Annotated in this window: 20 protein-coding genes and 1 tRNA gene; 4 read left to right on the top strand and 17 right to left on the bottom strand. The window is 40.9% G+C overall.

All coding sequences use genetic code 11. The features are described 5' to 3' along the window. Positions 1-35 precede the first annotated feature (35 nt). Both G8E00_RS06700 and G8E00_RS06695 read right to left on the bottom strand, forming a co-directional pair. Positions 36-575: a KdsC family phosphatase gene (locus G8E00_RS06700; RefSeq protein WP_166011935.1), complete on the bottom strand. Its 540-nt coding sequence runs from the start codon at positions 573-575 to the stop codon at positions 36-38. Between the two features lie 3 nt (positions 576-578). Beyond that, positions 579-1,556 (bottom strand): KpsF/GutQ family sugar-phosphate isomerase, encoded by a 978-nt coding sequence (locus G8E00_RS06695; RefSeq protein ID WP_166011934.1) that lies wholly within the window; start codon positions 1,554-1,556, stop codon positions 579-581. Between the two features lie 213 nt (positions 1,557-1,769). Between G8E00_RS06695 and cysS the strand changes: the two genes are divergently transcribed. Together cysS and G8E00_RS06685 are read left to right on the top strand one after the other, a co-directional pair. Then, on the top strand, positions 1,770-3,191 hold the full coding sequence (gene cysS / locus G8E00_RS06690) for a cysteine--tRNA ligase (RefSeq protein WP_166222960.1): 1,422 nt from the start codon (positions 1,770-1,772) through the stop codon (positions 3,189-3,191). A gap of 63 nt (positions 3,192-3,254) precedes the next feature. Then, positions 3,255-3,330 (top strand) — tRNA-Gly (locus G8E00_RS06685). Between the two features lie 77 nt (positions 3,331-3,407). Here G8E00_RS06685 and G8E00_RS06680 read toward each other — a convergent pair. From G8E00_RS06680 to G8E00_RS06620, 13 genes are all read right to left on the bottom strand, one after another. Then, positions 3,408-4,043: an ATP-binding cassette domain-containing protein gene (locus tag G8E00_RS06680; RefSeq protein ID WP_166222956.1), complete on the bottom strand. Its 636-nt coding sequence runs from the start codon at positions 4,041-4,043 to the stop codon at positions 3,408-3,410. Then, positions 4,043-4,732, bottom strand: coding sequence for a molybdate ABC transporter permease subunit (modB, locus tag G8E00_RS06675; protein WP_166226463.1), 690 nt, complete (start codon positions 4,730-4,732; stop codon positions 4,043-4,045). Before modB ends, G8E00_RS06680 begins: the two co-directional genes overlap by 1 nt. Before the next feature lie 8 nt (positions 4,733-4,740). Then, positions 4,741-5,472, bottom strand: a complete 732-nt coding sequence (gene modA, locus G8E00_RS06670) for a molybdate ABC transporter substrate-binding protein (RefSeq protein ID WP_227591405.1) — start codon at positions 5,470-5,472, stop codon at positions 4,741-4,743. Positions 5,473-5,535: 63 nt separating this feature from the next. Then, positions 5,536-6,780 carry a molybdopterin molybdotransferase MoeA gene (locus G8E00_RS06665; protein ID WP_406741465.1) on the bottom strand — a complete coding sequence of 415 codons (1,245 nt, stop codon included), beginning with the start codon at positions 6,778-6,780 and terminating at the stop codon, positions 5,536-5,538. A gap of 20 nt (positions 6,781-6,800) precedes the next feature. After that, on the bottom strand, positions 6,801-7,724 hold the full coding sequence (gene moaCB, locus G8E00_RS06660; RefSeq protein ID WP_166222924.1) for a bifunctional molybdenum cofactor biosynthesis protein MoaC/MoaB: 924 nt from the start codon (positions 7,722-7,724) through the stop codon (positions 6,801-6,803). A gap of 88 nt (positions 7,725-7,812) precedes the next feature. Next, a complete protein-coding gene (locus G8E00_RS06655) occupies positions 7,813-8,367 on the bottom strand; it encodes a molybdenum cofactor biosynthesis protein MoaE (RefSeq protein ID WP_166222920.1) in 555 nt (184 codons plus the stop codon). Between the two features lie 2 nt (positions 8,368-8,369). Then, positions 8,370-8,651 carry a MoaD/ThiS family protein gene (locus G8E00_RS06650; RefSeq protein ID WP_166222917.1) on the bottom strand — a complete coding sequence of 94 codons (282 nt, stop codon included), beginning with the start codon at positions 8,649-8,651 and terminating at the stop codon, positions 8,370-8,372. Between the two features lie 3 nt (positions 8,652-8,654). Next, positions 8,655-9,743: a GTP 3',8-cyclase MoaA gene (gene moaA / locus G8E00_RS06645; RefSeq protein ID WP_166222914.1), complete on the bottom strand. Its 1,089-nt coding sequence runs from the start codon at positions 9,741-9,743 to the stop codon at positions 8,655-8,657. Positions 9,744-9,931: 188 nt separating this feature from the next. Then, positions 9,932-10,555, bottom strand: a complete 624-nt coding sequence (locus tag G8E00_RS06640) for an NTP transferase domain-containing protein (protein ID WP_166222911.1) — start codon at positions 10,553-10,555, stop codon at positions 9,932-9,934. Beyond that, a complete protein-coding gene (locus G8E00_RS06635; RefSeq protein ID WP_166222908.1) occupies positions 10,552-13,332 on the bottom strand; it encodes a nitrate reductase in 2,781 nt (926 codons plus the stop codon). The genes G8E00_RS06640 and G8E00_RS06635 overlap by 4 nt, the downstream gene beginning before the upstream one ends. Positions 13,333-13,607: 275 nt before the next feature. After that, positions 13,608-15,218, bottom strand: coding sequence for a nitrite reductase small subunit NirD (gene nirD / locus G8E00_RS06630; RefSeq protein WP_166222905.1), 1,611 nt, complete (start codon positions 15,216-15,218; stop codon positions 13,608-13,610). Between the two features lie 24 nt (positions 15,219-15,242). After that, a complete protein-coding gene (gene nirB / locus G8E00_RS06625) occupies positions 15,243-17,789 on the bottom strand; it encodes a nitrite reductase large subunit NirB (protein WP_166222902.1) in 2,547 nt (848 codons plus the stop codon). A 27-nt stretch (positions 17,790-17,816) separates the two neighbouring features. Then, positions 17,817-19,196 carry an MFS transporter gene (locus G8E00_RS06620; RefSeq protein ID WP_166011904.1) on the bottom strand — a complete coding sequence of 460 codons (1,380 nt, stop codon included), beginning with the start codon at positions 19,194-19,196 and terminating at the stop codon, positions 17,817-17,819. 555 nt (positions 19,197-19,751) lie between these two features. On the opposite strand from G8E00_RS06620, the gene G8E00_RS06615 reads away from it, so the two are divergent. Continuing rightward, on the top strand, positions 19,752-20,339 hold the full coding sequence (locus G8E00_RS06615; RefSeq protein WP_166011903.1) for an ANTAR domain-containing response regulator: 588 nt from the start codon (positions 19,752-19,754) through the stop codon (positions 20,337-20,339). Positions 20,340-20,342: 3 nt separating this feature from the next. Then, complete coding sequence (locus G8E00_RS06610; RefSeq protein ID WP_166222899.1) at positions 20,343-21,347, top strand: ABC transporter substrate-binding protein; 1,005 nt, start codon at positions 20,343-20,345, stop codon at positions 21,345-21,347. A 48-nt stretch (positions 21,348-21,395) separates the two neighbouring features. Here G8E00_RS06610 and G8E00_RS06605 read toward each other — a convergent pair whose 3' ends face one another. Both G8E00_RS06605 and G8E00_RS06600 read right to left on the bottom strand, forming a co-directional pair. Beyond that, positions 21,396-22,655 (bottom strand): acyl-CoA dehydrogenase family protein, encoded by a 1,260-nt coding sequence (locus tag G8E00_RS06605; RefSeq protein WP_166222896.1) that lies wholly within the window; start codon positions 22,653-22,655, stop codon positions 21,396-21,398. Positions 22,656-22,665: 10 nt separating this feature from the next. Beyond that, the gene (locus G8E00_RS06600; RefSeq protein ID WP_166222892.1) at positions 22,666-23,916 is read right to left on the bottom strand and encodes an SfnB family sulfur acquisition oxidoreductase; all 1,251 of its coding nucleotides are present in this window, start codon (positions 23,914-23,916) and stop codon (positions 22,666-22,668) included. Between the last annotated feature and the right edge of the window lie 63 nt (positions 23,917-23,979).

The raw sequence follows: 23,979 nt of genomic DNA, 5'->3' as shown, positions 1-23,979 counted from the left end.
CATCATCTTAATTAATACAAAAGCAATTACTTTACTTAATGAGCCACTTGAAGGAATTGTTCAAGTAGTTCATCGTAAACGCCTTTTGCCATGAGTAACATGTCACAGACTTCACGAACAGCGCCACGACCACCATAAGCTTGAGTGACCAAATCTGCACGACGTCGTACTTCAACATGTCCATTTGGTACGGTGACTGACATACCTGCTATTGCAAAGGCAGATAAATCGGGCCAATCGTCCCCCATATATAAGCAATCATCTGGTGTAAGATTCAACTGTTTACACGCTTCTTTCAGTGCAACACCTTTGTCTTCACGACCTTGAAAAACTAAATCTACACCCAAGTCTGACATACGTTTTTCAACGATATTGCTCTTACGACCCGTGATAATAATGACTTTAATGCCAGCCTTCTGGACCAGTTTCATTCCTAGACCATCACGGATATCAAATGATTTAATTTCATCACCCGTATTGGTTAATGTTACAAAACCATCACTTAAAATACCATCAACATCTAAAACTAAAGCTTCTACATGACGCGCTTGTTCTAACATTACATACGATGCCATTGTTTAATTTACCCCAGCTTGAATCAAATCATGCATACTAATGACCCCAATGACCTGCTGATTCTCATTCACCACCACAAATTGATTAATTTTTTTTGCGTTCATTTGTTCAAGCGCTTCTACCGCACGCGCTTCTTGTGAAATGGTCAATGGGTTTTGAATCATCACCGCCGACACAGGTAAAGTCACATCAAAGCCTTGTTGCTTATCGATCAAGCGACGTAAGTCACCATCTGTAAAAATGCCCAATAGAACATCATTCTGATCGACAATTGTGGTTAAACCTAGGCGTTTGTTAGAGATTTCGTAAAGAACTTTGTTCATTGGTGTATCTGGCGAGACTTTGGGTAGCTCTTGCCCTGTATGCATTAAGTGTTTTACATGCAACAGCAAACGTTTGCCTAAAGCCCCTGCAGGATGCGACATTGCAAAATCATTGGCAGTAAAGCCACGGGCTTCCAATAAAGCAACTGCAAGTGCATCACCTAAAGCCAAAGTTGCAGTCGTACTTGAAGTCGGTGCAAGACCAAGTGGACAAGCTTCTTGAATATTGCCCAAAGTTAAAGCCACGTCAGCGTTTTGAGGCATCGGTCCTTTGTCATCGCCTGAAATCGTAATGAGTGGCACACCTAAATGCTTAATCAGTGGCATCAGCATCATGATTTCATCACTTTTTCCTGAGTTTGAAATCGCAATCAAGACGTCGCCACGCACGAGCATACCTAAGTCACCATGACCAGCTTCGCCTGGATGCATAAAGAATGATGGTGTACCTGTTGAGGCAAAGGTTGCGGCCATTTTACGACCAATATGCCCAGATTTTCCCATACCTGTCACAACCAATCGACCATGACACTGCAGAATTATTTCACATGCTTTGCTAAAGCGATCATCAATTTGCGTCGCAAGTACAGCAAGCGCTTGTTGCTCAATAGACAAAGTCTCAATTGCAACCTTTTGAAAATCAATCTGATTTGGCATATTTGCAGAATTCAAAATAAACGTACCTTAACTCACTTGGAGTTTATGATTTCAAACAGAGGAATAATATTCCTATATTAACATATCAGCGCTAAGTAGGATTTCCTAAATGTACAAATTTCATTTATATAGAAAATTAACGTATAAAACTTTGTGAAATATACGCCTTACGTTATGATGAAGCACCTTTTTAATGAAACATTTTGAAGACCTATGCAACCTTTTGTTCTTTACAACTCAGAGCAACGTAAAAAAGTAGAATTCGTACCACGTAAAGAAGGCCACATTGACATGTATGTCTGTGGTATGACCGTGTATGACTACTGTCACATTGGACATGCTCGAGTCATGGTTGCATTTGACTACATTATTCGTTTTTTACGTAGTCAAGGTTGGAATGTTAATTATGTCCGCAATATCACAGATATCGACGACAAAATTATTAAACGTGCCAATGAAAATGGGGAAAGCATTACCGCTTTAACAGATCGTTTTATTCAAGCCATGAATGAAGATGCGGCAAGCTTAGGTTGCGAAGCGCCAAATGAAGCACCACGTGCCACCGAATACATCGATCAAATGCAAAATATGATTGGCACGCTGGTCAATAATGGTACAGCATACCCATCAAACAATGGTGATGTTTACTTTGAAGTAGAAAAGTTTGCCAAATACGGTCGTTTATCTGGTCGCAAGCTTGAGGATATGCAAGCAGGTGCATCTGAACGTGTTGATGTAGAAGTTGAAAAGAAACATCCGTTTGACTTTGTACTTTGGAAACATGCGAAAGAAAATGAACCATCGTGGGCATCACCGTGGGGCAATGGCCGTCCAGGTTGGCATATTGAATGTTCAGCCATGTCTACTTGCTGCCTTGGTAATCATTTCGATATTCATGGTGGTGGTTCAGATTTAACTTTCCCTCACCATGAAAATGAAATTGCTCAAAGTGAAGCAGCAACAGGTGAACAATATGTGAACTACTGGATGCATGTCGGCTTCATCAACGTTGATGGCGAAAAAATGTCGAAGTCGCTGGGCAACTTCTTCACCATTCGTGATGTGATGGAAAAATTCCACCCTGAAGTGATTCGTTACTTCATTGTGTCTTCACACTACCGTAGTCCAGTGAACTTCTCGGATGCCGCTTTAAAAGAAGCAAAAAATACCCTGTCACGTTTTTATCATTCGTTTAAAGCATATCAAGCGGTTTATGGAGACAAAACTTCAGAACAACTTAAAGACAGTTTGGTTGAACGCTTTAATGCTGCAATGCGTGATGATTTCAATACCTCTGAAGCTATAGCGGTGTTGTTTGAAATCAACAAAGAATTAAACCGTGCTGTGAAAGATGAACATGCTGAACAAGCAACTCTTTATTATTCAACATTACGTCATCTCACCAATATTTTAGGTTTAGTGCAACACAATGTGGATGATTTTCTAAAGTCTGATATTGGTCAAGAAGCGCTGACTTTAACCGAAGTTCAAATTGAAGACTTGATTCAACAGCGTCAAGATGCCAAAAAAGCCAAAGAATTTGCCCGTGCTGATGAAATTCGACAATCTTTACTGGATCAAGGCATTGTGTTAGAAGACACACGCCAAGGCACCATTTGGCGCCGTGCTGATTAATTGTTCAATTAAAATGATAGAGTGTTGACAGTTTTATTAAACGCTCTATAATGCTCCCATATTGCGGGAATAGCTCAGTTGGTAGAGCATAACCTTGCCAAGGTTGGGGTCGGGAGTTCGAGTCTCCTTTCCCGCTCCAGAATACGAAAAAGCCCTTATCGAAAGATAAGGGCTTTTTATTTATTATTACTTTTCAATCATTTTAATTCCCATCACTTATCTCATTCTACCTTGTTCAATTATGTGAATTTCTGCATTCAAATAATCTAATTCCTTATGATGATGCGTCACATAAATCATAGGCACTTGCGTCTCTTGAATAACTTCATGTAAAAAAAATAGCAATTGATCTTTTAAAATACGGTCTAAGCCAGTTAAGGGTTCATCCAGTAGCAATAAATCTGGCGACGATAATAATGCACGTCCAATGGATACACGCTGTGCTTCGCCCCCTGAAAGTTGATGCGACTTACGATTAAGCAAGCTTCCAAGTTGTAATAATTCAACGATCTGTTCAAATGAGAATTTCTGTTGAGATTTTTGCTTCATTTTTTCTGCATAGGACAGGTTTTTTGCAACACTCAGATGTGGAAAAATCCATGCCTTCTGAAAAATCAGGGCAATCTGCCTTTTATGTACAGCAACATTGATTTTATGTTGATCGTGATAAAGCATCTGATCATTTAAAACGATATGACCAGAACAAGGAGTTAATAGACCAGAAATCAATTTCAGTAGCGTACTTTTGCCATGACCTGAATTCCCAATTAACCCCATAATCGGATGTTGCATTTGAAATTGGACGTCTAAAGCAAAGCCGTCATGTTCATATTTCAAATTGCAATCTAACATCAATCATGTCCTAATTTCTTTTTGTATTTCTGCAAGATATAGTAATTCACGATTAATGCAGCAAAAGCTAAAAATAGAGATAACATCACCAAGCGCATGGCCATAAATTCACCATCAGGTTGCTGTATAAGCGTGTAAATTGCGATGGGAATGGTTCGTGTTTCATCTGGAATATTGCCTACAAAAGTAATGGTTGCGCCAAATTCACCCAAACTTCGACTAAAACATAAAATACTGCCAATCAAAACTCCAGGTAACGCCAAAGGTAGACAAATGGTAAAAAATACACGACGTGGTGAAGCCCCTAATGTATTTGCAACATATTCAAATTGGCGATTGATCATTTGAAATGACAAGCGAATCGGTTGAACCATTAAAGGAAAGGCAACAATGATTGATGCCAAGACAGCACCTTTCCAGTTAAATGCCAGCTGTATCCCCCATGTATTTAAGCATTTTCCAATCCATCTTTGACTACCAAAACTGATTAAAAGCAAATAACCGAGAACAACAGGTGGTAATACCATCGGCAACTGTAAAACTGCCTCAAACAGATATTTCATCGGAAAATCGTAACGTGCCAAAAACCAAGCCAATGCAGTCGCAAAAGGTAAACTCACCAATGTTGCACAACTCGCTACCTTTGCAGACAAGTACAATGCTGAAAGTTCATCTGGACTGAGCCACATTAGCGACATCACCTCTCATGTTGAAGACCAAAACCATATTTTTGATAAATTTGTCTTGATTCAGGACTGGTTTTTATAAATTGATAGAACGAAACAGCATCTTGTTGTCGAGCACCTGTGCGTGTCAAAGCAATGGGATAAACAATTGGCTCATGACTTTGACTTGGGAATGTACCTATAATTTTCACCTTTGTACTCATCTTGGCATCTGTTTTATAGACAATGCCCAATTGACATTCTTTGCGCTCAACAAAAGTTAATGCAGCTCGAACGTCATCGGTCTCAACGATTCTTGTGCTTAGGCTATTGAACCAATTTATATATTGCAGGCTTTGTTTGGCATATTTCCCGACAGGTACAGACTGCATTTGTCCTGTACATAAACGTCCAGAAAAGTTTTTGATGAATGCTGAATTTTGTGTCATCGGGATAGGATAGATGCTGTTTTCGGCGCTAATCAGTACCAGCTCATTCTCTAAGATATTTTGTATCGTTTTAACTTGAACTTTTTGTTTTTGTTGTAAGTATTTCATCCAATCTAAATCTGCAGAAAAATAAATATCGCTGGGTGCACCTGCTTCAATTTGTTTCGCCAAAGTAGAAGATGCACCAAAGACTGGAATAATTTTGACCTGCGGATGTTTACTTTGATATAACTTGGCGATATCTTGAATCACATTGCTTAGACTTGCCGCGGCGTAAATTCTGACATGTGCAGCTTGAACATGAATGGTTGTCATCAGACTAACCAATATGAATACCACTGTTCGCCATATCATACTGTTCTATATCCCAAGCCGTTGTTAATCGAAAATCCAGCAACCTTGTAATACATCACCAGTCTGAATATTTTGATGTGCTGGAATGCGTACAAGACAATTGGCTTGCATGAGATTACTGAGCATATGAGATTGTTGTTTGCTTAGGCTATTTACCTGTAATATGCCTTGCTCGAATTCAGCTGACATTCTTAAAAAACGTTCACGGCTATCTGCTTTCAGATCATGCTGAATGACCGCACTGATCCATTCAACTAAAGTCTGTTGTCCCTGTAAGGCTTTAATGAGTGTCGAAACGTAAATTTGCATCCCTACATACACGGCCGCTGGATTTCCTGGTAGTCCAAGCAAATAACATGTCCGATCTACCTGTTGATGCTGTGCGAAAAACATCGGTTTCCCTGGTTTTTGTTTGACTTTCCAAAATATTTGCTCGAAGCCAAGTTTCAATGCCACAGGTCGAACAAAATCATAATCTCCTACAGAGACACCACCTGTGGTTAAAATCAGGTCATATTGGTCTTTGAGATGATCAAATAATTGAGTAACTGTCTGTTCTGAATCAGCAACATGAAAAGTCTCAATGGGTATATGTTTGGTCTGAAACCATGCATTGATGAGTGGCGCATTGGCATCAAAAATTTTACCAGATTTTAAATCTTCAACCGATTCAGCAACTTCATCACCTGTAATCACCACAGCAATTTTGGGATGTTTATATACCATTACATCATGTATACCAGCCATACTTAAGGCAGCAATTGCACCCACGCTGAGCTGCTGTCCTTTTTCTGCCAAACATTGCCCAATTGAAATTTCTTCTCCTATGTCCCGTATATCAGCATGTAAGGGTAAATCTGCGGTTAATCGAATACGATTCGCTTCAACATGTACAATTTCCTGTCGTGCCACTGTCGTTGTATACTCAGGAATTTGAGCACCCGTAAAGATCCGCATCGCCTGACCTATAGCCAACTTATGATGAACAGCTTCACCTGCGCGTATTTCCCCCACCAGTTCAAATGCTGAACCCGCTAAAATGTCCGTTTCACTACAAATCGCATAACCATCAACTGCACTTTGGCTAAATAAAGGTAAATCGATCTGCGAGTAAACCGGCTCAGCCAAATAACGATGTAATGCTTCAGACAAAGGTAGACTTTGTATCCCGACAGTTTGAGGTGTATTGATGATCAATGCTAATGCCTCATCCACTGATATCAGTCCCGTTTCGGCTCCACATCCACCATGACTTTTGGACACATGCACAGGTTCCTCTATAGCTTGATTCACTGATACCCTCCTGCATGCGGAATATTGTTTTGAACATCAAACAAATGGACTAAAGCAGGTAGAATTGCAATCAGCGACTCTTTTGCTCCCTGACGACTCCCTGGTAACGTGATCACCAAAGTCTGGTCGATATAACCTGCCACTCCGCGACTGAGTGCTGCATAAGGCGTTCTTTTTTGCCCAAAACTACGGGAAGCTTCCATCAAACCTGGAATTTCACGTTTCAATAATGGCTGAAGGGTTTCGACCGTCAAATCTTTAGGGCCAAGTCCTGTTCCACCAACGGTAAGTATCAGCGGATATTGATTTTTCTGTTCTTCAATGAGACTTAATAATTGTTCAGGACTATCAGGAATGACTTGATAAGCGATGTTGGAGAAATTTGCTTCTTCAAGAATCTCCACAACATTTTGACCCGCGGTGTCTGCTTTTTTTCCAGATGCCACGGTATCTGAAAGAACGATGACAGAAACACTTAAACTTTCTTTTAAGGCACGAGTAAAATGTGATTTACCACCTTTTTTCTTTTGTAATTTGATTTGATCAAGGCAAAGATCTTCAGCTTCACAATGCGGTTTTAGCATGTCATACAGGGTTAAACCTGCAAGGCTGACAGCGGTTAATGCCTCCATTTCCACCCCAGTAGGACCGATAGTTTCAACCACAGCGCTAATGACCACATGTGATTCAAACAATTCATATTCAACATCAGCACGGTAAATGGGAAGTGGATGACACAGTGGAATCAATTCATCTGTCCGTTTCGCAGCCAAAATACCAGCAATTTTCGCTGTTTTCAGTGCATCACCTTTTTCGGTATTGCCCAGTCGAAGTAATTCAATACAATGTGGCGGTGCATGCAAAATTCCTGTTGCAATCGCAGTGCGATAACTCTCCGCTTTCATTCCCACATTTTTCATTGAATCGATCCTGATTTTAAACTAGATAAAAATTGCAAAGCTGTACTGTTCATATTTAGCGATGCCATAAGTCACAAATAGTGTTCACTTAAGTCATTTTTTCAGCATGATGTTCAAGCAAATGATGATCGTGTTGATGTACAGAACTTTTATTTTCATGATGCTGATGCGTTATTGAATGTGCTTGATGAGCCTCACATGCATGATCTTTACGAATACAACAGCCTTCGACATATTGACTACTGCCATCGGTATAAAATTCTTCTTTCCAAACTGGTACTTCATGCTTGACCCGTTCAACTGCTTCTTCACAAGCTGCAAAAGCTTCACGGCGATGCGCTGCATAAGCAATGGCAATAATGGCAGTATCAGCAATATCTAAAACCCCCACCCGATGTACGACCCGTACATAAGACACGCCATATTTCACCTGAATCTCACACTCAATTTGACGAATCATTTTTTCTGCTACAGGCGCATAAGCGGTATATTTCAGCGCTTTCACCGCTTTGCCTTCATGATGATTTCGCACCGTACCGATGAAGATACCTATTCCACCGCATTCGGGAAAAGACTCGATAGAATCAAATAGATCTTGGCTGAATGGTATCTGTTGAATTCGCGCAAATTGTTTGAATTGCATCATCAACCTCCAGCAACTGGAGATAACAGCACCAAATGCGTATCGCGAGTTAACTGCATCTGCCTTGGAACAATATCTTCACCTATGGCACAGGCGCATCGTTCTAACAAATTTATTGATTCTGGATAGTATTGAAGGATTTGCTCTAAAACCTGGGTAATCTGCACATCACTCTGACAAATAAAATGCAAATCGGCAGGTATCTGACGCTCGATTGCCCCGAAAGCTTCAATTTTAATTTGTATGGTCGCTGCTTTGATGGACGATGTGATAAGTTCAGTCATGGCTTAACCTCCAATCATATACATACTGATTTTTCGTTGTGGTTTCGAAAGAGGTTTCATATTTTGCTGTTGATTTTGCGCTAGTTGTTGATTGACTTTGAGTTGTTGAATTTCATGAAAACCTTGCTTTTTTGCCCAAATATAGTCATGTAATTTGCTTTGCAACATTAATTGATCTTGTTTATCTTGATCAGACTGACTTGTAGGTCGAAGCCCACGAATTTCAGATTTTAAATTCAGCCCGCGCATCGCAAACAAACAGTTGTAAAGCTCGCCTTGTGCATTTAAACGTAGGCGATCACATTCACCACAAAATGAATGTGTGATTGTAGAAATAATTCCCACAGCTTGACCATTGACCGAATAACCTCGTGCTGGATTTGCACCTTGATTCGGGATTGATTGCACATTAAAAACCGATTCTAGTTGCTGTAAAATCTCTTGTTCAGACACCACGATCTGTGTTGACCAAAGCTGATCACCATCTAAAGGCATAAATTCGATAAAGCGTTGTTCAAAGCCTTGCTCTTGCGACCATTTGACCAATGGAATCATTTGATCTTCATTCAACCCTTTCATCAGTACTGTATTAATCTTAATGTTCAACCCTGCATTTTTCGCAGCTTTAATACCAGCTAAAACAGGAGCCAATGGTTTTTGAGTGATTTGCTGAAACTGTGCTGGGTCTAAGCTGTCCAGACTAATGTTAAGATCATCTAATCCTGATTTTTTTAAAGCTTGGGCATACTTTTCAAGATAATGAGCATTGGTGGTCATGGAAATGCGTTTTAGGCCGAGCGCTTTTAAAGCTTGAAGCTGCTCAATAAAATGCACCACCCCTTGACGCATGAGTGGCTCACCCCCTGTGATACGAATCTGTTCGATCCCACGTTGCACCATAAACTCACAAAAGGCATAAAGATCTTCAAAACTGAGTAGATCCTGTTTCTTGATCCACTCTGGATGTTCAGGCATACAGTAGACGCATTTAAAATTACAGCGATCTGTCACAGAAATACGTAATTTACGCTTCTGACGACCATATTGGTCTTGAAATACAGTCAGCTTTTTTAATACTGTCATACTGTTCATTTTTCTATATTCCATAGCATTTTTTTGCACCGATTTTGATCGGTTTAAAAACACGCCCTATTTTCATACATCATAAAAAGCAATAACTGTTCCAACTTTGTGCTATTTTTTTGCATTACGAGTATCTGACTAAAAAATAATAAATTTTTTGTTGTACAAAGTTGAGCTATTGCTTCATAGAACTCAATTTATAAATAGCTGAGTTGTCGATGTTGCTGTAATTCTTCAAATGAGTTGATACTGTGAAAAAATAGTGCACGATTTTTAAAACGCGCCATTTGCATGTGCATCTCTTGAAAGCAAAGTTTTAAGCTACGTTGATTCAACCTTAAATGTTCAGATATTTTGCTTAAACTGCTTCGCCTTAACAAACAGAATGGGAATAAAGCTTTATTATTTATTTCAACAACAGCCACTTCACAAGCCGCATTTTTTTGCATGGCACGGTGCAAACGTGAAATGACTTTGTTTGGGATATAGGTCACATCACAAGGCACAAAAAGCACATAATCCGCACTGACATGTGACCACGCACTTTTCATGCCCATAAGTGGGCCATGAAATCCAGCCTCATCATCCTGAAAGTATTGAATTGAGGGAATTAAGCGTTGATAAATGGTGTGATCACGGTGACTATTTATCCAGACTTGATTCACACGTGATTTCAATTGCTGATAGATTTTTAACAACTGAATTTCATCATCAAATTGGTGTAAAAGCTTATTGATTCCATTCATGCGACGTGCTTGACCTCCCGCCAAAATAACCAGGTCAGTCGTTGGATATGTCGCATCTTTATCATTCTTATTCATTGCATATTCTCCATTTGACAGGCTTTTATCAAGCCACGAATTTCAGGCAAACAAGAACCACAATTTCCACCCACTTTTAGACATGCTGTCACTTGTTTTTCCTGAGTCAGCTGTTGCTCTTGAATGGTTCGAATAATCTTATTTTTCCCCACTTTGAAACAACTACACACCAATGGACCATCATTATTGCTCATCGACATGGCTTGACCTGCTAACAATGCCTTACGATGCATTGCACTAAGTCGTTCACGTTTAAATAAGCCCGCCACCCAGTCACGGTCTGGCAATAATGCGCTTGGTGCAATATATAGACTTGCAATAAGCACACCATGTTGCAAAATAATGCTATGAGAAATGTGCGCAGACTGATCTTCTAGATTGATCCATTCAAAACTTTCTTCATCAAATGGAAGCAGGCTTTTCAGTTGTTGTGTGGTTTGACTAAATTTATGACGATCTGCCAATTCATATCGAACCGCTTTAGTCGTTGTGATCTTGGTCCACCACACCATACGATTGAGCATTTTTTCAATATAAGATTCAAACCCTTGTCTTATATACAACACTCCTTGCCAATGGGTATAAAAGGGCTGCATGATGACAGGTGTGTGTTTAAATTCAGGCTCTCCAGAGATAGGATCAACCACAGGATTGACTACCTTGCCAATGCGAGCATCCGATGCAACCTGATCATTCCAGTGGATGGGTGCAAAGATTTGCCCACGGCGAATATGTTCACTCACCTGAGCACGTAAAACACATAAGCCCCATTTTGATCGTACCTCAACCAAGCTTGCATCCTGAATGCCATATTTCAGCGCATCTTGTGGATGAATTTCACAATAAGGTTCAGCCCGATGTGTTGCTAATGTTGCCGACAAACCCGTACGGCTCATGGTATGCCACTGATCCCGTATTCGACCCGTGTTTAAAATCAGCGGAAATTCATTGTCTATTGAATACACAGGATCTATTGCACTGGTGGCAACGAATTTGGCTTTAGCATTGGAATGACTAAAACCACCTTGTGAAAATAAACGTGCAACTGCGTTGTCTTGTTGATTTTTATCCCAAACAGGCCATTGCACGGGTTGTAAATCATCATATTCATTTACACTGATTTCGGTTAAACCCTGTAAATTAAAATAACGGAAAGTGTTTGAAGCCAATCGTTGTTTAAGGGATGTATTTTGATAAGCGGATAAACGTGCATGCTCCAGAAAAATCTCATAACTGTTTTGATAATCAAACCCAGTAAAACCCAGTCGTTTTGCCACTTCTGCGATTGCCCACCAATCGGCTTTGGCTTGTTCTGGTACATCTAAAAATGCATGTTGGCGTGAAATACGACGTTCCGAGTTCGTCACCGTGCCATCTTTTTCGCCCCAGCCTAAGGCGGGCAATAAAACATCGGCGTATTGTGTAGTATCAGTGTCTAGGCAAATATCAGACACCACCACCAATTCACATTTATCTAAAGCACGTTTGACCTGATCGGCATCAGGCAAACTCACCACAGGATTAGTCGCCATAATCCAGACTGCTTTTATTTTTCCACTCTCGATCGCATGAAATAAATCGACAGCTTTTAACCCCACTGAATCTGCAATCAAAGGGCTGTTCCAGAACTCTTGCACCAATTGACGATGTGCAGGCTGATCCAGTTCCAAATGAGCTGCCAACATATTTGCCAGCCCACCCACTTCCCGACCGCCCATGGCATTGGGTTGCCCTGTCATGGAAAATGGTGCTGCGCCAAGTTTGCCAATTTTACCTGTCAGCAAATGACAGTTAATGATACTATTGGCTTTATCTACGCCACGTGATGATTGATTCACACCCATTGAAAAAAGTGTCATCACTTTATCTGTTTGGGCAAATTTTTCATAAAAGTATTGTAATTTTTCTACCGTAATGCCTGTTCGTTCTGCCACAGTATCAAGTGATGCTTCAGATTCACTACTATTCAAGGCTTGTGCCAAACCTTCTGTATATGCATCGACAAATGCCTGATCAATATGTCCTTGTTTATTTAAAAACTGCAATAAGCCATTAAATAATGCGACATCCTGCCCTGGTAAAATCGGTAAATGTAAATCTGCTGTTTCACAGGTACTGGTAAAACGTGGGTCAATCACCACCACAAAAACATCACGTTGTTCTTTGGCTTTCATCATGCGTTGATACAGCACAGGATGACACCATGCTGTATTTGAACCGACCAAAACCACCATCTCAGTATGTTCGAAATCTTCATAACTGGCAGGAACCAGATCTTCTCCAAAAGCACGTTTATGTGCTGCCACAGCAGAAGACATACATAATCGCGAGTTGGTGTCGATATTGGCTGTACCTAAATAGCCTTTGACAAATTTATTGACTACATAATAGTCTTCAGTCAGTAATTGCCCTGACACATAAAAAGCAATACTGTCACGTCCGTACTGATCGATACACTGTTGAAATTGCGTAGCAATCCTATCGAGTGCTGTATCCCAAGTACTCACTTCTCTTCGCCCTTTGCGACCCAACATCGGGTGCAAAACACGAGTTTGCAATCCTAAGGTCTCTGCTAAGTTACTCCCTTTAATACACAGCTTGCCGTAATTCGCTGGGTGATTTACATCTCCTGTGACCTCGACTTTTTTCCCCAATGTCGTTTCAGTCACTTTGGCAGTAACACCACACCCCACTCCACAATATGGACACGTGGTTTGGGTCACTCGTGTTGATGATGCAGTGGAGCTTTGCAGTTCCACAACTGAGATACTTTTCATGATCTGCTGTGCTCCTGTCTGGATTAAATTGATTTCAATGTTATATTTTCAACACAACTCAAAATTTTAAATTCTAAATTCTAAATTCTAAATTCTCGGAAAAATTTTCAATCATTTGGTGGCAAGGATGCCACCGTTTCAATGTGTGGCATGGACGCCACATCATTGAAACAAAGGATTTTTGTCACTTTTGATCCCTCAAAAGTGAAGGGTTCTTTCACACACCATTCAAGTTTCAATGCAAAATGGTCTTGAGAAAAATTGAGTCCTATTCATTAACCCGCTTTCTTTAATGCAAAATCTTTACCGAAGAGCAATTTATTGCGGATGGATGTGATTGGCGTTTGATCGGCAATTAACTCTGCATACCAAGCACCATCTTCGGTATCACCAAAGAGTACAGCACCTACCACTTTGTCTTGTTGAACAATAATGCGTTTATAAATTTGACGTTTCTCATCATTTAAAATGATGTCTTCAAAGTCATCTTCAGGCTGGAAATGACCTGCTGAAAACACATCACAACCACTGACTTTTAACTGCGTTGGTACAGTCGGCGCTTTAAAAGTAAGACTGCCATGCTCAGCCAAGTGCGAAGCACAAATAAAAGCCTGCCCCCATAAAGGTTCAACCAGTCCAAAGGTTTGCCCGCGATGTTCAATACATTCACCGACTGCATAAATACTTGGGTCATAGGTCTGCATGGTGTCATTGACCAATACACCACGGTTACAGCGCAAACCTGCACTTTGCGCGAGTGCAATATTCGGACGAATACCAACCGCAAAGACCACCAAATCTGCATCTAACACAGTTCCATCTTTTAAACGCAATTGACTGACATGCCCATCTTGTCCTATTAAGCATTCAGTATTGGCTTCCGTAATGATCTGAATACCTTTGGCTTCAATCGATGCTTTCAACATCTGACTGGCTTTAGCATCGAGTTGCCGATCCATAATACGATCCATCAAATGTAAAACAGTGACATTCATCCCACGTTGCTTCAGACCATAAGCCGCTTCAAGTCCAAGTAATCCGCCGCCAATCACCACTGCATTTTTCTTGTTTTTGCAATATTCCAACATGGTATTCACATCATAAATATCGCGGAAACTGATGACTCCCTTTAACTCTGTGCCTGCAATGGGTGGTACAAAAGGTTTAGAGCCTGTGGCTAAAATCATTCGGTCATAGTCAACCACAATGCCATTTTGGGTATGTACCTGCTTGCGTGGACGGTCAATGCGTATCACAGGATCACCTGCAATGAAACGAATACCTTTGTCCCGATACCATGCATGTGGATGCAGCATGATGTCTTCAATGGTTTTATCTCCCGATAATACAGGCGACAGCATAATACGATTGTAATTGCCCCATGGTTCTTCACCTATCACAGTGATGTCATAACGTTCGGGTGCCATATCTAGTAAATCTTCTAGACAGCGCATACCTGCCAAACCATTGCCCACCAAGACCAATTTCATTTTTTCCTGACTGCTTGAATTATTGGTGATATAGGTTTTTTGTGGTGTAGGACTAACAAAGATTTTGCCCTGTTCAATTTTGCTTGGAAAAACCAGTAATTTTTGATCTTTATCTTCCAAGCAACGCCCTGTGGCTAAACTAAAATGCTGTTTATAGATGGGCGATGCCACCACACGCTCGCCTTGTAAATCGCCCAAAATACCGCGGGACATCACAAAAGCTTGGCTAAAAGGATCTTGATTACTTAAGGCATAGACACGTTTTTCAGTACCTACACGAAAAATTGCAATTTGCTGATCATTCAAGAGTGCCCCAACACCTGTATTTGGCGTGATGTCTTCTAAATCACAAATTTCGACCCACTCAAGTTCATTCATTTCTTTTAAGATGGTCATGTTCATTCTCCTTGAAAGGTTCAGTTAAGCTTCAACCACGGGGATACGATTTGCATCCCGCTCTGCCTGATTTTTAGGACGAATTTGACCTCGCACTTCTGCAAATTGAATATGTGGGTCATTCTGTTGTTCAGTCTTGGCATTAATAAATGTCTTAAAGCGTTTACGCACTTCTGGGTCTTCAATAGCAGTACGCCACTCATCCTGATAAGTTCCAACCACATGACGCATACGGCGTTCAAGCTCGTCTGCTACTCCAAGCGAATCAAAAACAATCACATCTTTTAAATAATCGAGTCCGCCTTCAAGGTTATCTCGCCACACCGATGTGCGTTGTAAACGATCAGCTGTTTGAATATAGAACATAAAGAAACGGTCGATATACTTGACTAAGGTTTGCGTATCGAGATCTGATGCGAGCAATTCTGCATGACGTGGTTTCATGCCTCCATTACCACAAACGTAAAGGTTCCAGCCTTTTTCGGTGGCAATCACACCGACATCTTTGCTTTGCGCTTCGGCACATTCACGGGTACAACCCGACACCGCCATTTTTAGTTTATGCGGTGAACGTAAGCCCTTATAACGATTCTCTAAATAGATCGCCAAGCCGACTGAATCATCGACACCATAACGGCACCATGTACTGCCGACACAAGATTTCACGGTACGTAGTGATTTTCCGTAGGCATGACCCGACTCAAAACCAGCTTGAATCAGTTTTTCCCAAATCTCAGGGAGCTGATGCACCTGAGCACCAAACATATCGACACGCTGACCACCTGTAAGTTTGGTATATAAACCATATTCTTTGGCAATCTGACCGATGGCAATTAAACCATCAGGCGTAACTTCACCACCTGCCATACGAGGTACGACTGAATAAGAACCATCTTTTTGAATATTGCCGAGGTAATAGTCATTACTGTCTTGTAAACCTGCGTGTTTCGGTTTTAAAACAAAGTCATTCCAGCAAGAGGCTAAAATATTTCCAACCGTCGGCTTACAGATATCACAGCCCAGCCCATGACCATGTTGTTGGATCAGATCATCAAAAGTTTGAATCTCATTGACTCGAACCAAGTGATACAGCTCTTGACGTGAGTAAGCAAAGTGTTCACATAAATGGTTATTGACTGTGACGCCTTGACGTTGCAATTCTGCTTTTAAGACTTGGGTGACCAGTGGTGCACAGCCCCCACATGCAGTTGCCGCTTTAGTACATTTTTTTAGTGCGCCTAATGAAGTTGATCCATCTGCAATTGCTGAACAGATATCCGCCTTGGATACGTTATTACATGAACAAATGGTGGCACTGTCGGGTAACAGATCGACGCCGCTACCACCTGATTTTGCCACTGCCTGATCGAAGCCTGGCATAATCAAACTTTCAGGGTTTTCAGGAAGCTCCAGTCCGTTCAGCATCATTTGTAGTAGATCGTTATATTCTTTGGCACAGCCTACTAAGACCGCACCCAGCAGTTTGGTTTTGTCTTGACTCACCACAATCTTTTTATAGATCTGTGCGGCTTCATCTGCATAGAAATAACTGAGTGAATGTGGCGTCATGGCATGTGCATCACCGACTGATGCAACATCTACCCCCATGAGTTTCAGCTTGGTGCTCATATCAGCACCAGTAAATTCACTACATACTTGTTCCATCACATGTTTGGCTGCGATGCGTGCCATGTCATAACCGGGTGCCACTAAACCGAAAATCTTGTTATTCCAGAGTGCGCATTCACCAATCGCATAAATATCAGCATTCGACGTTTGGCAATACTCATTAATGACGATGCCACCACGTTCACCAACTGACAAACCACTTTGACGTGCCAATTCATCCCGTGGACGAATGCCCGCTGAAAATAAGATGATGTCAGTTTCAAGTTCAGTGCCATCAGCAAACTTCATGACATGCTTTGCCGATGTGCCGTTCTCAATGCAGGACGTGGCTTTTTGGGTATGCACTTTTACGCCCAGATTTTCAATTTTTGCACGTAAAACCTTGCCCCCCAAATCATCAATTTGTACCGCCATCAACCGTGGCGCAAATTCAACGACATGTGTTTCCAGATTCAAATCACGTAAAGCTTTGGCAGCTTCTAAACCGAGAAGACCACCGCCAATCACCACACCAGTTTTGGCATTTAAACTTGCATTACGGATGGCATCTAAATCGTCGATAGTTCGATAAACAAAGCAATTTTCACGGTCATTGCCCGGTATTGGAGGTACAAAGGCATACGATCCTGTTGCAAGTATCAATTTGTCAAAGCTCAGTACATCGCCTTGATGAGTGGTGACTGTTTTATTGACTTGATCAATGGCTACGGCTTTAGTACTTAAGCGTAAATCAATCCCATAAGCATCGGCAAAGTCAGCACGACAGAGCGTTAAATCTTTTGCCGATTTTCCACTAAAATATTCGGTCAAATGTACACGGTCATATGCCAAACGAGGTTCTTCAGCCAAAATGGTGATTTCAACTTCATCGCCTGCGTGTTCCAGTACAGATTCAATAAATTTGTGTCCCACCATCCCATGACCAATCATGATGATTTTCATTGTGATTCTCCTGATCTATGGTTCCAATTAAGCAGCTGAATTACTTTTAAGTGTTGCTGTTGCGTTTTGTTCTAAGCGTTCACGCTCGAGTACAGCAGCTTCAAACAATTTTTGTTCTTTTTCTTTGTGTTCGACCGAGAAGCGAATCATGAGGACACAACTTGCCGCAATCACCACCAAGCCACCCAATACCATGAGAGTGGTTTGAATATCGAGCATGCCTTTGAGCAAGAAGCCCGCAGCGACTGCACCCACGTTACCTCCTGCACCAATGATTCCTGCAACACCGCCCAGCGCATCACGGTCGATAAAAGGCACCAGTGCATACGTAGCGCCGCAGGCCATATGGGTAAATAAGGCAAAAATGGTCATGCTGAGGATTGCCAACATCGCCGTGTTCATTTGCGAGAAAACAATAAGGAATAGACCTTCCATTAGGATCATGCTAAATAACACTTTGGTGCGACCATCAAGACCTTTTTTGGTGGCAACTTTATCGGAAATAATGCCACCCAGTGCACGAGCAAACAGTGCTAGAAGACCGAAGATGCCTGCCGCCATGCCCGCTTCTTTTAAGCCAAATTTAAAGCTGTCGACGTAGTACATCGCCACGATGTTATGAATAAAGATTTCAATCCCAAAACACGCTGCATAAGCACCAAATAAAATCCAAACACGATAGTTTTTTGCTGCGTGCATCAATATGGCTAACCCGCCTTTTTTATCAGATCCAACCGTAATACCTTGCGCACGAAGTTCTTTAAAGTTTCCTTGTGGTGCGTCTTGGGTAAATTTCCAATACATGATGCCAACAATCACCATCATGAAACCGGGTACGAGTAATGCCACTCTCCAACCTAATGCCTGTTCAACACCAAACATCACCAAAGCTGAAAGCAATAGTGGCATTAAAGCTTGTGTCGCACCACCACCCGCATTCCCCCAACCTGCTGTTGTCGCATTTGCTGTACCAACAACATTGGGCGCAAACATAATACTGGTGTGATATTGGGTGATGACAAAACTTGCACCAATCGCGCCTATCAATAATCGGAAAAAGAGGAAGGATTCATAAGAGTTTGCAGCAGCAACACCAAATACGGGAATACTGCCAATCAACAATAATGCAGTGTAAGTTTTACGTGGACCATATTTATCACATAAAGGACCGACCATTAATCGAACCAAAATGGTGATCGCAACAGCTGCAATATTGATATTGGCTATTTGATCTTTGGTCAGATGAAACTCACCTGCAATGATTGGCATGAGAGGCGCACAGGCAAACCATGCAAAGAAACACACAAAGAATGCCAGCCAACTCATATGGAAGGCTCGCATTGCTGCGCTAGAAAAATTAAATAGATTTATTTTGGTTGCTTTATTGGCATTCAAATTTAAAGACATCGCCTATACTCCAGAACTGAACGTAACGCTGTTGCTGACGCTGTACAGGACAGAATCAGTAACGATCAGAACGGACGTCGTTGGCCGTCATTTAAATTTTGAAAGTCTTCTTTGACTTGCTTAAAACCAAGCAGAATATGTGCCAACTTTTACGCATGATTTAATATTGATTTATTTTTTAAAGACTTAAATAAATTAATCAACTGTAGATTTTTTTAGTTTTTAGCATCATCTAAGATCTGTTCATGTCTTTTTAAAATTTGATGCTAAGTGATTTTTTTGAAGTGTTTATAAACAGCGCAAAATGCATCAGCATAGTGCAACACGCTTTATATAGCTGATAAACCCGCGGTGAAAATCGATTTTTCAGCATAAATATGAGGACCTCGACAAAAATAGCCTTCTTATCTATTCATTCCTAATTTGTGTTGTTTTAGTCTATATAGGAACTCAAGGCTGAAATTATAACAGCTCCTCATCATGATTATGTGATTGCATTGGCACTTTTTTTGCTTAATTCTCTGCGTTCACCATCAGGCAACCTTGAGCTGAGTTATGCCAAAACTAAAAATTGCCCTGATTGATGATGATATTGATCGGGCATCATTTATTGAACAATCACTCAGTTCTCATGGATTTGATGTGGTTGCTTGTCTCATGATCAATCATTTAAATCATCAGCATTTACAGCAATTACACGCTGACGTGATTTTACTGAATATTGATCATCCGCAACGCGATATCATTGAAAGTTGTGTCAATCAATTTGACCTACCTACCGTCCTTTTCACTAAAAATACCCATAAAGAGACCATTAAAAATGCCATTCAAGCAGGAGTCACTGCTTATATTGTCGATGGGATTGACCCTGAAAAATTAGAAAGTATTTTAGAAATTTCCATTGAACAATTTAAAAAACATCAAAAACTACTCAAAGATTTAAATGAAACCAAAGGCAAGTTAGCTGACCGCAAGGACATTGAAAAAGCCAAAGTGATGCTCATGCAATTGAAAAATATAGGTGAAGAAGAAGCCTTTGCTTTACTGCGCAAAAATGCCATGAGTCATCGTATGACCATGGGCGAAATGGCACGGCGCTTACTCGATGCTCAAGCTTTATTAGAATCACAATTTAAGGAATAACAGATGAATGCACTTGAAAAAACCGATATTCAACTGGGCTATATTCCACTTTTAGATTGTGTAGCCCTTCTTTGGGCACATCATCAAGGCTATTTCGCTCAACATGGCTTGAATGTCACCTTGGTCAAAGAACCCTCTTGGGCAAGTTTAAGAGATCGGCTGGCTTTTGGATTTTTAGATACTGCACATTGCTTATCTGCCATGCTTCCTGCAGCGGCGACTGGGGAAGATCAGCTTGGGATTCCCTTACAAACCTCATTGGTGTTAAGCACCAATCGGGCTTTTATTAGTTTAAGTCAGCAATTATGTCATGCTTTAAATATCACACCTGATCAAAGTCCGGAAGATATTTCATTAAAAATCACACAAGCCATTTCAAATGGTCAAAAAATTCAATTGGCACATGTATATAAACAATCGATTCATCATTATTGCTTACGAGAATGGCTGGCCTTGGGTAATGAAGCTGTTGCCAAACATTATCGCTTATCGACGCTTCCTCCTCCATATATGGTCGAAGCCATTTCATCGCATTTGATTGATGGTTTTTGTGTAGGAGAACCCTGGAATATTCAGGCAGAATTGCAAGGCTTGAGTCGTGTGATTGCAGAAAGCAGTCAGATCATTCCTGAGATTGCCGATAAAGTTCTAGCGACGACACATGAATGGGCAATACAGCATCCCCATACTTTGAATGCCTTACAAAAAGCCATTCTTCAGGCACAATCCGATTTAAAAAATTCCGATAATCTAGATGCGATTTGGGACTTATTAGAACAGTCCGATATTATTCGTTTTCATTGTTCTGAACATGTGCATGTCGAGAAATATTACAAACTACAACAAATTATCCATTCCTTTGCAGATCATTCAGTCCCTAAACTATCTGACTTTGAATGGATTCTTAGCCAAATGAATAAATGGGAAGATTTAAAACTTGAGCATAATCAGATTCAAGCGATTGCCCAATCCTGTATAGGTCGATATATCACACATGATTCCAAATAAAAAAAGCCCAGATTTTCAGGCCTTTTTTAAATTCACGATTTGCTTAGGTTAAGCCGCAATTTCTTTATCTTTTGCCAATGGACTATTGCCAATTTGCCATACATAAGGCAGTGCCGCTTGATTCACCACCCAATCACCAATCACTTTTTGTTTATAAATGAGCGGATTATGTGAAGACACCACACGCGCATTACGCCAGAATCGATCGAGTTGTTTCTCTGTCGAACTTGCCGATGCACCCAACGCATTGAACAAATCGCTGGTTAAACTCAGCACCAATTGTGAAATTACCACCTGACCTTGTGAGGATTCCAGTTCAGCATGATCATTGGCTTGCAACTCTGCTTGTTCATCATTTTGAAAATGGCTTAAATACGCATCATCGAGCGCTTCTGCTGCACGTAGAGCAATTGCTTCAGCTGCATAGGCCTGCGCTGATGCCTGCCCAATCACCTGTAGAATTTGCGGATCTTCACGGACCAAGTCAGCATTACCATGACTATAGATTCGTGTTCTGTTACGAACTTCTTGAGTAAATGTAGCTACAGCAGCATGTGCAATCCCTGCCAGCGTTGCTAAATGTACAACTTGATAAAATGCTGTCTGGTATTTGAAGCGCTCATCAAAGGGTAAAATATGATCACGCGTCGTTGTAACGTTTTTCAGGGTTAATGTGCCACTTCCTGTGGTTTTTTGTCCAAAACCATCCCAGTCATCATCTATATGTACACCCGTATCTTTGGTCGATACTGCTGCAATCACATGCTGATCGGTGGTTTCATCATAAGCAAAAAGATCGATCCATTCTGCGAAAATTGTTCCTGTCGAATAATATTTTTTACCGTTGACAATGAGCTGACCATTTTGGCGTTCAGTTACACGTGTGATCACATCACCAATTTCGACTTTACCAATTTCAGTCCAAGCATTTCCAACGATCTCACCATTTAAAAAGCGTTCAAACCAAACTTCCTGTGAGGCGTTCTTATGGGCATTCAGACGATCTTCAACAAATGCAAAATGACCACGCAATGCCTGAACAACATTTGAGTCCGCTTTTGCCAATTCAATCAGCAGTTGAAAAAGTTGTTTTTGTGATAGACCATCCCCACCGAAGGCGCTCGGTACACGTACCGCACCAAAACCCGTTTCTTTCAGCCATTGAATCGGCTCATAAGGTAATGTTCTGTTTTTTTCACGTCGAACCACACCTTCTGCAATGCGTTGAAATATTGGTCTATATTTGGCAACGACTTTTTCATAGTTATTACCCAAAGATAGATTCTGATGAGATTGTTGTATAGACATTTTATTCTCCTTAGCTCCACGCATGACGTGGTAATGGAATATCATTTAAATAGTAATTTCCAACCAGATTAAGCTTCCAACGTACAGGATCATGTAAGGTATGCGTACGTGCATTTCGCCAATGACGGTCAAGATTGAGTTCCGATAAAGTTGAGCGCGTGCCTGACAATTCAAAGAGTTTATTGGCGGCCAATAAAGCCACTTCTGTGGTGAGCACTTTCGATTCAGCAGTGATGAGTGTTGCTTCAGCAACATTTTCTTCGGTAGGGAATAAAATCGCTTGATCAATCGCTTCTGCGGCTAAATCCAATACCGCTTCTGCTGCACGCAATTTGATTTTGATTTCACCAATATTGGCAATGGTATACGGGTCTTGAGTGGCTTTTTCTAAACCAGAGTCAATCCAAGGACGAGTGTGATGACGCACATAATGAATGGTTTCTGCAACAGCGCCACGTGCAATACCTGCATCGACTGCAGACTGGATAAACTGCGAAATTGCACCTGCAGCCGTTGGACGTTCAAACGCTTGATGAATAGGCACAATATATTTTAGATCGACTTTGACATTGTCCAAAAGCACAGACCCACTGACCGTAGTTCTTTGCCCAAAACCACTCCAATCATTGATAATCAAAAGACCAGGTGTATGTTGTGGAACTAAAGCAGCATATGGTTTACCCTCATCACTGACCGCAACGACAGGTATCCAATGTGCTAGCAGTGCCCCTGTAGCAAAAAATTTCTGACCATTGATGACCGCATGATCGTCTTGAAACTCAATTTGTGTGGTTAAGTCTGCAACCGTCTTAGAGCCTTTTTCAGAGAATGCATTGCCAAAACGTTTACCTTTGAGCACCTGATCAAAGAAAAACTCTTGTTGTTCCTGTTCTGCATCTAGACGAATATGTTCTAAAAATGCCCAATGGTTTTGTGCAATTTGACCCAGTGATGAATCTGCGCTAGAAATGGTTTTGACCACTTCTCCCAAAGTTTTATAACTCACCCCTGCACCACCAAATTTTTTAGGAATGGTGATTCCCCATAGACCAGATGCTGAATATTTTTGTATTTCTTCTAAGGGTAATCGGCGCTCATGATCACGTTTTGCAGCATCTTTAGAAAAATATGTCGCCAATTCTTGTGCAACTTGAATCGCTTCTTCGTCTGAACGAATCAAATGTGCAATATTGTCATGCTGATAAAAATCTCGGGGTATGTTCTGTGCATCTTTCAATTTAATTTCAAGTTTTGAAGTCATGCTAAATTACTCAGTATTACTGTGATTCAAATTAACTTAGCATCATTTTTATTCTAGATTTAT

Source organism: Acinetobacter shaoyimingii, from assembly GCF_011578045.1.
Taxonomy (GTDB): Bacteria; Pseudomonadota; Gammaproteobacteria; order Pseudomonadales; family Moraxellaceae; genus Acinetobacter; species Acinetobacter shaoyimingii.
This window is presented reverse-complemented; position numbering and strand designations above follow the sequence as displayed.

What these genes read in the sequence shown, in the direction of transcription:
- G8E00_RS06600 (WP_166222892.1), bottom strand. Translation starts at nt 23,916, where the DNA reads ATGACTTCAAAACTTGAAATTAAATTGAAAGATGCACAGAACATACCC.
- G8E00_RS06680 (WP_166222956.1), bottom strand. Translation starts at nt 4,043, where the DNA reads ATGTTAGATTGCAATTTGAAATATGAACATGACGGCTTTGCTTTAGAC.
- G8E00_RS06700 (WP_166011935.1), bottom strand. Translation starts at nt 575, where the DNA reads ATGGCATCGTATGTAATGTTAGAACAAGCGCGTCATGTAGAAGCTTTA.
- moaCB (WP_166222924.1), bottom strand. Translation starts at nt 7,724, where the DNA reads ATGAAAAATGTGGGAATGAAAGCGGAGAGTTATCGCACTGCGATTGCA.
- modA (WP_227591405.1), bottom strand. Translation starts at nt 5,472, where the DNA reads ATGACAACCATTCATGTTCAAGCTGCACATGTCAGAATTTACGCCGCG.
- G8E00_RS06605 (WP_166222896.1), bottom strand. Translation starts at nt 22,655, where the DNA reads ATGTCTATACAACAATCTCATCAGAATCTATCTTTGGGTAATAACTAT.
- G8E00_RS06635 (WP_166222908.1), bottom strand. Translation starts at nt 13,332, where the DNA reads ATGAAAAGTATCTCAGTTGTGGAACTGCAAAGCTCCACTGCATCATCA.
- G8E00_RS06640 (WP_166222911.1), bottom strand. Translation starts at nt 10,555, where the DNA reads ATGAATAAGAATGATAAAGATGCGACATATCCAACGACTGACCTGGTT.
- G8E00_RS06615 (WP_166011903.1), top strand. Translation starts at nt 19,752, where the DNA reads ATGCCAAAACTAAAAATTGCCCTGATTGATGATGATATTGATCGGGCA.
- moaA (WP_166222914.1), bottom strand. Translation starts at nt 9,743, where the DNA reads ATGAACAGTATGACAGTATTAAAAAAGCTGACTGTATTTCAAGACCAA.
- G8E00_RS06620 (WP_166011904.1), bottom strand. Translation starts at nt 19,196, where the DNA reads ATGTCTTTAAATTTGAATGCCAATAAAGCAACCAAAATAAATCTATTT.
- cysS (WP_166222960.1), top strand. Translation starts at nt 1,770, where the DNA reads ATGCAACCTTTTGTTCTTTACAACTCAGAGCAACGTAAAAAAGTAGAA.
- G8E00_RS06655 (WP_166222920.1), bottom strand. Translation starts at nt 8,367, where the DNA reads ATGCAATTCAAACAATTTGCGCGAATTCAACAGATACCATTCAGCCAA.
- G8E00_RS06650 (WP_166222917.1), bottom strand. Translation starts at nt 8,651, where the DNA reads ATGACTGAACTTATCACATCGTCCATCAAAGCAGCGACCATACAAATT.
- G8E00_RS06695 (WP_166011934.1), bottom strand. Translation starts at nt 1,556, where the DNA reads ATGCCAAATCAGATTGATTTTCAAAAGGTTGCAATTGAGACTTTGTCT.
- nirD (WP_166222905.1), bottom strand. Translation starts at nt 15,218, where the DNA reads ATGACCATCTTAAAAGAAATGAATGAACTTGAGTGGGTCGAAATTTGT.
- G8E00_RS06610 (WP_166222899.1), top strand. Translation starts at nt 20,343, where the DNA reads ATGAATGCACTTGAAAAAACCGATATTCAACTGGGCTATATTCCACTT.
- modB (WP_166226463.1), bottom strand. Translation starts at nt 4,732, where the DNA reads ATGTGGCTCAGTCCAGATGAACTTTCAGCATTGTACTTGTCTGCAAAG.
- nirB (WP_166222902.1), bottom strand. Translation starts at nt 17,789, where the DNA reads ATGAAAATCATCATGATTGGTCATGGGATGGTGGGACACAAATTTATT.